Source organism: Bacillus sp. JJ1764, assembly GCF_036962145.1.
Lineage (GTDB): Bacteria > Bacillota > Bacilli > Bacillales > Cytobacillaceae > Neobacillus.
The window spans coordinates 1-6,849 of the sequence record NZ_JBALNY010000028.1; the positions used below are offsets into that span (position 1 = coordinate 1).

Annotated in this window: 10 protein-coding genes; 6 read left to right on the forward strand and 4 right to left on the reverse strand. The window is 36.0% G+C overall.

What is annotated here, in order from left to right; genetic code table 11:
• Nucleotides 1-220: 220 nt before the first annotated feature.
• Both V7083_RS04310 and V7083_RS04315 read right to left on the reverse strand, forming a co-directional pair.
• Nucleotides 221-1,726, reverse strand: coding sequence for an aminotransferase class I/II-fold pyridoxal phosphate-dependent enzyme (locus V7083_RS04310; protein WP_335475739.1), 1,506 nt, complete (start codon nt 1,724-1,726; stop codon nt 221-223).
• A gap of 402 nt (nt 1,727-2,128) precedes the next feature.
• Nucleotides 2,129-2,584 carry an OsmC family protein gene (locus tag V7083_RS04315; RefSeq protein WP_335475741.1) on the reverse strand — a complete coding sequence of 152 codons (456 nt, stop codon included), beginning with the start codon at nt 2,582-2,584 and terminating at the stop codon, nt 2,129-2,131.
• Between the two features lie 287 nt (nt 2,585-2,871).
• On the opposite strand from V7083_RS04315, the gene V7083_RS04320 reads away from it, so the two are divergent.
• The 4 genes from V7083_RS04320 (at nt 2,872) to V7083_RS04335 (ending at nt 5,201) form a co-directional block, all read left to right on the forward strand.
• Entirely contained in the window at nt 2,872-3,483 is a 612-nt protein-coding gene (locus tag V7083_RS04320; protein ID WP_335475743.1) for a TetR/AcrR family transcriptional regulator, read from the forward strand.
• Between the two features lie 104 nt (nt 3,484-3,587).
• Nucleotides 3,588-3,710 carry a hypothetical protein gene (locus V7083_RS04325; protein WP_335475745.1) on the forward strand — a complete coding sequence of 41 codons (123 nt, stop codon included), beginning with the start codon at nt 3,588-3,590 and terminating at the stop codon, nt 3,708-3,710.
• A gap of 148 nt (nt 3,711-3,858) precedes the next feature.
• A complete protein-coding gene (locus tag V7083_RS04330) occupies nt 3,859-4,662 on the forward strand; it encodes an ElyC/SanA/YdcF family protein (RefSeq protein WP_335475747.1) in 804 nt (267 codons plus the stop codon).
• A gap of 98 nt (nt 4,663-4,760) precedes the next feature.
• Nucleotides 4,761-5,201, forward strand: coding sequence for a hypothetical protein (locus tag V7083_RS04335; protein WP_335475748.1), 441 nt, complete (start codon nt 4,761-4,763; stop codon nt 5,199-5,201).
• 291 nt (nt 5,202-5,492) lie between these two features.
• On the opposite strand, the gene V7083_RS04340 is transcribed toward V7083_RS04335, so the two are convergent.
• Nucleotides 5,493-5,711 carry a spore germination protein gene (locus V7083_RS04340; protein ID WP_335475750.1) on the reverse strand — a complete coding sequence of 73 codons (219 nt, stop codon included), beginning with the start codon at nt 5,709-5,711 and terminating at the stop codon, nt 5,493-5,495.
• Between the two features lie 165 nt (nt 5,712-5,876).
• Between V7083_RS04340 and V7083_RS04345 the strand changes: the two genes are divergently transcribed.
• Complete coding sequence (locus tag V7083_RS04345) at nt 5,877-6,101, forward strand: spore germination protein (protein ID WP_335475752.1); 225 nt, start codon at nt 5,877-5,879, stop codon at nt 6,099-6,101.
• Between the two features lie 29 nt (nt 6,102-6,130).
• Nucleotides 6,131-6,355 (forward strand): spore germination protein, encoded by a 225-nt coding sequence (locus V7083_RS04350; protein WP_335475754.1) that lies wholly within the window; start codon nt 6,131-6,133, stop codon nt 6,353-6,355.
• Nucleotides 6,356-6,465: 110 nt separating this feature from the next.
• On the opposite strand, the gene acpP is transcribed toward V7083_RS04350, so the two are convergent.
• Nucleotides 6,466-6,699, reverse strand: coding sequence for an acyl carrier protein (gene acpP / locus V7083_RS04355; protein ID WP_335475756.1), 234 nt, complete (start codon nt 6,697-6,699; stop codon nt 6,466-6,468).
• Nucleotides 6,700-6,849 lie beyond the last annotated feature (150 nt).

The window sequence follows — 6,849 nt, forward strand, 5'->3', positions numbered from 1 at the left end:
AAATATACCTGTTCCAATCGTGCCCCCAAGAGCAATCATGGTTAAGTGCCGTGATTTTAGCTTGCGTTTTAACTCCTGGGGGGGATCCTGTTCGGGCTCATTAGTGAGATCCATTAAAGATAATGCAGATGATTGGTTGGCGTCATGCGGCATAGATTGTTTTCCTCCTTAGATTTCTCAATATTTTTTGACCCATTTTCTAGTGAAAAATACCCTTTTTTTATTCAAGAACATAAAGTTCTTCTAACGAATGGTCGGATGGACTTTGGAAGTACGCTCCCATTTCGATTAATGTTTTGATCGAATGAATATGTGTCGCGGTGATTTCTTCACCAGGTGTTAAGAGTGGAATTCCAGGAGGATAGGGGATCACCATCTCTCCGCATATTTTTCCTACTGCCTTGTCAATTGCCACTTTCTTCCGAGGCATATGGAAGGCGTCACGCAACGAAACATTTTGCTTATATAACGAACCCTCTTCGATAAAGAGAACAGCTTCTCGATCTTCGTTACAAACCACCTCTTCTGTCCATGTTTCGAGTTTCTGATCAATGGCTTTAATGGCTGCCACCACTTTATCAATATTTTCTTCTTTCTCGTGTATGGAGAATAAAAAGACGATATTACGCGGATCGGTGATTTCAGCTGTACAACCTTCCTCATAGAACATATCCAGGAGCTGATAACCGGTAGCCACTTCATCCTTGCAAGAAATAATCCATTTCAATGGATCCCAACGATCAATTTCCTCACTTCCACCCCAAATGGATAAAGCCTTTAATTCTTGGTTTAAAGCTACTCTTCTTTCCTCTAGTTTTTTAACCGTTTCCTTTAATTCACTTCTTCCCTTGGTGACTAAATATCGTCTGGCAACGTCTAAGGAAGCGAGTAGTGGATAGGAGGGACTTGTCGATTGAAGCATTCCCAGAACTTGGGCGATCCGCTCTCGGGAAACAAGATTCCCTTTAACATGAAGCATAGAGGCCATTGTCATAGCTGTAAGCATTTTGTGTGTCGATTGTACAACGATATCAGCTCCTTTTGAAAGGGCAGAAGGCGGTACTTCTTCTACTTGGCCAAAATGGGCACCATGGGCTTCATCCACAATTAATGGAATGTCGTGTCTGTGGCAGGTATCAGCTAAACGAGAAATATCCTTACTCATTCCATAGTAATTTGGATTTGTAATCCAAACCGCTTTAACATCCGAATGTTCCATTAATGCTTTTTCAATATAGGCAATATCAGAAACCATCGCCACTTTCGTTGTTGATTCTATGGCAGGTGCGATAAAAATGGGATGGGCACCTGCGAGCAGTAAACCATGGAAAACCGATTTATGCATATTACGTTGAACAAGAATCTTGTCTCCAGGTCCACATAAGGAAAGAGCGATACTTAGATTTCCTACTGTACTCCCACCAACAAGAAAAAAAGTATGATCGGCCCCAAAGGCTTCAGCAGCTAAGTTTTGTGCGTCTGCGATAAAATCAGTTGGATGATGCAAGTCATCAATTCCGACGGATTCCGTTGTATCGAGACCTAGTATTCCTGAAAAATGACTTAGCGCGCCCTCATCAAAAACACGTCCATCTTTATGCCCAGGAACATGCATGGATATTCGTTTACTCTTCTCATATTCACAAAGGGCATCATATAATGGTGCCTCCGTGTGGTCAAATGTTAATAAATTTGTGTTGTAAAGAGTTGTTTTTGTCGAAATCATTTTTTCATTCCCCCTGTACGTAGTACTATTTGTGGATTGCGTCCTGCCTATAGTTATTGCAAGATGTGTACCATATTTACACCATCAACCCTAAAAGCGCATGAGGACTAGTCTGAATTGATTGAATTTTCCATTCGCACGGAAAATGAGCCCTCTTCTAAGTGTGAAATGGCTTCTTAGAGCAAAAAAAGATGCCGAAAATTCGGCATCTTAGGAGGGAAGAAGTCTTGATCCATTTGGTAAAAAGACGTCACCATATTCATTTTGGGTTTCTACTATTGTCACAGTGAAATTCTTAAAACTATCGCCAAAAAACTAGCACTATTGCCGAAAATTCGGCACAAATAGAACTATTTCTGTTTAAATTCTTATATAATCTTCATTATATGGACAATAAATCTACTAAATATGAGATTTACGATCTATCATGATTTTATTCAATTTGGTAGTAACAGGATTGGCTAGTGTATCCCCAACAGGACATCTCGATTCAATAAACTGAACAAATTTTTCAACCTTTTCAAGCGGTTCTTCTGTATCAATATGAACGTTATATCGGATTTCACTATATCCGTTACGGACATCTGAGAAGCCCATAAATCCATCCGTATCAAGATCTCCTTCTAATTCAATCCAGAAGTCATTAAACTTAATGCCAAATTTATTCGCAAAACTAGCAGCACAAATAGCCTGACAAGCTCCTAAGGCACACAATACGAGCTCCACTGGATTCATCCCCGTGTCTGTTCCACCCAAACTAGGTGGTTCATCCACTGTTACTTCAAAATTCCTTGATTTCACTTTTACTTGGACACCCTTTTGCAAATGTGCAGTTGCTTTGAAAGTGGTTTGAGGCATAAAAAAATCTCCTTCCATTGAAATTAGCTTACCATTTCATTGTAAACTACTTTTTATAGGGAATATATGGATTTTTTGTGAAGGAATGAGCGAATTTTTAGATTGGTATACACCAAATCTGTATTTCTTTAAAAGTTTCATTTGTCCTATCACCTTATATTTCGTTATATTAAATAAACAACGTGTTGTTTAAATTTATTTATTAATAGCAATGTTCAATAGTCAGAAAAGGTTTATTTACAGGCAGTATTTAGGAATATATGGAGTAAAGTTTAGGAGGATAGGCCATGAGAGATTTTAATGCCGATCAGCGTGTGATTCGTACAAAACAATCAATAAAAGATGCGCTTATGGAGTTAATTGAGGAAAAAGGATTCGAATCCATTACGGTAAAGGATATTACAAACGGAGCAAAGATCAATCGAGGGACATTTTATATCCATTATCAAGATAAATTTGATTTAATGACGAAGTGTCAGGAAGAATTTATGCTTGAAATGTCTACTATTGCTAAACTGAATTTTCCTAGTGTGGTGGAAGAGCTTGGGAACAACCCTACAAGCACAAGGCCACTTGCTTTGATTACTTTAATTATTGAATTTATAAATAAAAATAGAAAATTTATGAAAGCCATGCTGGGACCAAAAGGAGACTTATCTTTCGCAACAAACCTAAAAAACTTCATGTGGAATACGTTATTTCATAAGGAACATCTTATTAAAAAAGAAAATTTACTTGTCCCAGAAGAATATTTAGTATCCTATATTGCCTCTGCCCATATAGGTGTCATTCAACAATGGTTGGTGAAGGAGGGGAAAGAAACCCCAGAGGAAATAGCCCGAATCCTATCAACTATTACGATCAATGGACCATTTTTTGCGGCTGGTTTGAAAAAGTAATTTTATGATCCTATTGTTATATAAGATCGAATGCATAGTAACCACTTTAAAGAAAACAATAATACTATCTTCATTACAAATTCATTAGGTGGTGTGTTGTTAATATGGCGAAAAATAAAAATAGAAAATCCGAAAATAATCCAGCTCTCATGAAGACTGATGTTGAATTTGCCACTAGTGGTCTTGAAAAAAAGGCCATGCAGGCACAAGAACGAAAAAAGAAGTAAACCTAAGTGATATATGAATGTAAAGAACAGAGTGACGATTCTTCGATGATGAAGGATCGCTTTTTTTATTTTTCTGTTCCATTTAAAGGGTGAGGGGGATCTTTGTTATAATTGGTTTTAAAACTCGTATTTTATTCGGAGGCATTACATGGATTTAAATAAGATGGCTGAAAACATCAATATATTAAGTGACTTTCTTGGAATGAGGGATATTGAAACTTTATCAAGAAATGCTTTAGAAGAAAAATACCAAGTTTCCCAAACCGATTTACTCATTTTATTTGGAGGAAGTATCGCCTACGGCTGTGACGTAGTGGGGGAAGCCATAACAAATCATATTGCCAAAAATTTGATGATTGTTGGTGGAGAAGGACATACGACAGAAAGTTTACGTCAAGAAATGCATAAGGCCTATCCCGAAATTGTAACTGCTGGGAAAACAGAAGCAGATCTAATGAGTGATTATATAAAATGGAAATACAATATTAACAACATTTTGATTGAGCGTCATTCCACTAATTGTGGAAATAACGTTACCTATGCGTTAGAGATTATGAGTCAAAATCATCTTTCCCCAAACAATATGATCATAGTTCAAGACTCAACGATGCAACGTAGAATGGATGCCGTTTTTCGTAAATATCTCCAAGATTCAAAGGTTACAGTCATAAATTTTGCTTCGTATAAGGTTAAAGTGAAAGTTAAAAGTGAAAAATTAGTTATTGAACCAACAGGTATTTGGGGTATATGGGATGTAGAACGATATATTTCCTTATTGATGGGAGAAATTCCACGATTATTAGATGATTCAAATGGCTACGGCCCTAACGGAAAAAATTATATTGCACACGTCGATCTTCCTTTGAAAGTGTTGAAAGCATTTGAAGAGTTAAAAATCGAATATGCAGATTTAGTGAGAGTGGCAAATCCACTTTACGCCTCAAAGCGATAATAATGCCTTTCTTGGAAAGAATGGTGTTTTTAATGTATAAATTTATAGATACCTTTGTACACTAAATTTATCCACATTTCGAATAAGGAACTGATGATATGATCCAAGATAAGGTATTAAAAATTGGTTTATTGGGAGTTATGTCAACGATACCAGGTGAGATCACGTCGAGGATCTTTGTTTACCTCGGCATTGGTAAGTATGGTATTTTTGAATTGGCAAGTCTTGTTATTACATTTAACAGGCCTGAATTAATCATTGGAATCATTGTAGATTTTTTAGTAGGGAGTGTTTTTTCCATCTTACTTTACTTACTATATGAAAAGTTGGGTTCAAACTATTTAGTTATAAAAACTGCATTTTGCAGCTTACTGGCTTGGTTATTTTGTGAACTTTTATTTACAGCAACTGTAGAAGGTAAATATATCCCTATTCGACCTATCAATGACTATTATTCCCATATTGTCAGTGCCGCCATTTTTGGACTTACATTAGGCTTGTTGCTAAATAAATTTGGTTTTAAAAAGGTTAATTCCTGATAAGTTAAACCGCTTTAAAACACTCTTTAAGTGATCTTTAAAAATGTAATTTGTTCCAGTATCTTATAGAACATATTTAATAGATCCAACAGTGAGCAATAAGTTACATTAAATTACTGCATTTTTCTTTATCAGCGAGATAAATGGTGAATTGTTGTTCTTAAACACTAAGTATTCAAAAAACAGAAAGGGCTTTATGTATCAACACTTAATCCTTTTTTACAAAAAAAACCGAATTCCTGTTCACTAACAGGTTCCGGCTCTACTTCATGCACTATTTTTTCTCCTATTTTAGATATTGCCACTTATTGGTTGATCAAGGAAATCATTTGCAATCGTATTCGTTAAATTTGTACCAGTAAAAGTAAAAGAGAAAAGGGCAGTGTTGTTGGAACCTCCACCATAGGCAGCCTTTGAAGCGCCTTTGGGAGAAATAACTAGGGCACCGTCAAAATTGACAACCCCTCCTGTAATTTCCCCTATATCAATTTTACCTCGGTCAAATGCCATTTTAGTCAACTTCCTTTACCCATTTATACACTAAAGTATGTCTATTAGGTTTATTATGTTCCATGATATCTATTGTTTTTGGTAGTAACATTAAAGAAGAGCAAGAACAAGAACAGGGCTAAAAGCATATATTGAAATTAAACTTAACTGAAAGGATACCTACCAATGCCTGCAAATATTTTTGGATCCATACAAATTACCACCATCAGTGCAAGTGGCGTAGTGGAGTTTGGTGATAGCTTGGTTGTTTCACCAAAAATTGCATCTAAGACTCTTGCGGGAGCAGGAGCATTTAACACTGCATTTTTGGCTATGACAAATACAGCTATAAGCAGTACAAATTATATTGATCCCAATGTAATTGATCAGCCGATTGCTGGAAATAATTAAAAATAATGATAAATGAGAGGTTGTAACTAATGCCTGTAAATATTTGTGGACCCATACAAATTGATAACGTCACTACATTTGCTATTGTCAAATTCGGTGATAGCTTGGTTTTAACTCCTAAGAATATGTCAAAGGGGTATGCTGGCTCCGGAGCATATAATGTAGGGGGAACAGCAATAGTAAATACTGGAGCAAATTCAACAAATTATCTCAATCCTAAAGAAATTGATCAGTTGATTGCTGATAATAATTAAAAAGATTTTCATATTTTTTTAAATTGAAAAAAATCCACCCAGTAAGGTGGATTTTTCATTTGCTTAAGAAAACAGAAGGCTATTGTGTTGTGTTCAACCCAGTGGTCCATTTATTTGCTACGATTTTCAATAAACTCAACAACATCTCCAACTGTTTGAAGAGAGGCGGCCACTTTTTCGCTGATTTCAATTGCGAATTCATCTTCAATTTCCATGGTCAGGTTCACCATATCAAGTGAATCAGCCTCAAAGTCTTCCTTGAATGAAGCATCCAGTCTAATATTTTCCATTTTTACACCGAGTTGGTCTGCAATAATTGGCTTTAATTTTTCAAATGTAGTCATTGCTGCATCCTCCCAAATCTATCATAAGCAACATTATACCAATCTATTCCTGCTAGGTAAAACGGGAAAATAATACCAATTTTTATTCGCAAAAAGAGAAATGATGACAATAGTTTATAAAGTGAAAGAAGGAAAAGTTTGAAAGGTACC

Excerpts from the sequence above, each read along its gene's own strand:
- V7083_RS04310 (WP_335475739.1), bottom strand. The coding sequence starts at position 1,726 with ATGATTTCGACAAAAACAACTCTTTACAACACAAATTTATTAACATTT.
- V7083_RS04315 (WP_335475741.1), bottom strand. The coding sequence starts at position 2,584 with ATGCCTCAAACCACTTTCAAAGCAACTGCACATTTGCAAAAGGGTGTC.
- V7083_RS04320 (WP_335475743.1), top strand. The coding sequence starts at position 2,872 with ATGAGAGATTTTAATGCCGATCAGCGTGTGATTCGTACAAAACAATCA.
- V7083_RS04325 (WP_335475745.1), top strand. The coding sequence starts at position 3,588 with ATGGCGAAAAATAAAAATAGAAAATCCGAAAATAATCCAGCTCTCATG.
- V7083_RS04330 (WP_335475747.1), top strand. The coding sequence starts at position 3,859 with ATGGATTTAAATAAGATGGCTGAAAACATCAATATATTAAGTGACTTT.
- V7083_RS04335 (WP_335475748.1), top strand. The coding sequence starts at position 4,761 with ATGATCCAAGATAAGGTATTAAAAATTGGTTTATTGGGAGTTATGTCA.
- V7083_RS04340 (WP_335475750.1), bottom strand. The coding sequence starts at position 5,711 with ATGGCATTTGACCGAGGTAAAATTGATATAGGGGAAATTACAGGAGGG.
- V7083_RS04345 (WP_335475752.1), top strand. The coding sequence starts at position 5,877 with ATGCCTGCAAATATTTTTGGATCCATACAAATTACCACCATCAGTGCA.
- V7083_RS04350 (WP_335475754.1), top strand. The coding sequence starts at position 6,131 with ATGCCTGTAAATATTTGTGGACCCATACAAATTGATAACGTCACTACA.
- acpP (WP_335475756.1), bottom strand. The coding sequence starts at position 6,699 with ATGACTACATTTGAAAAATTAAAGCCAATTATTGCAGACCAACTCGGT.